Annotated in this window: 1 protein-coding gene; it reads right to left on the bottom strand. The window is 64.0% G+C overall.

Going from position 1 to position 381, the window contains the following annotated elements; all coding sequences use genetic code 11:
* Window positions 1-381 (bottom strand): putative Ig domain-containing protein (locus tag D7Y11_RS43095; protein ID WP_148139318.1); only part of this gene is annotated, 381 nt, incomplete at both ends.

Raw genomic sequence — 381 nt, 5'->3', positions numbered from 1 at the left:
GATCGGATGTCGACAGCACCGAAGGAGTATCGGAAGCCGAGAACAAGCTGACGGTCGAGGAGACTGTCCCCACCGCAATGCTGAATGTCTCGCTGGCCGTGAGGCCGCCGAGATCAGTTGCGACGGCTCTCACGCCGAACGTGCCGACATCGGCCGAAGTCGGTGTACCGCTGAAGGTCCGAGTCGAGGCGTTGAAGGTCAGCCAGGCCGGCAGTGCCGAACCGTCGGCGGCGGCAGCGCTGTAGCTGAGTGAATCGCCGGAATCCACGTCGGTGAACGTGCCCGCCGGCAACGTCAGCGAAAACGCCGAACCTACCGTTGCAGTTTGGTTGACGGTCTGCGCCGCCAGCACCGGCGCATCGTTGGCGCCGTGAATGGTGA

The organism is Corallococcus sp. AB018 (assembly GCF_003986945.1).
Classification (GTDB): domain Bacteria; phylum Myxococcota; class Myxococcia; order Myxococcales; family Myxococcaceae; genus Corallococcus; species Corallococcus exiguus.
This window is presented reverse-complemented; position numbering and strand designations above follow the sequence as displayed.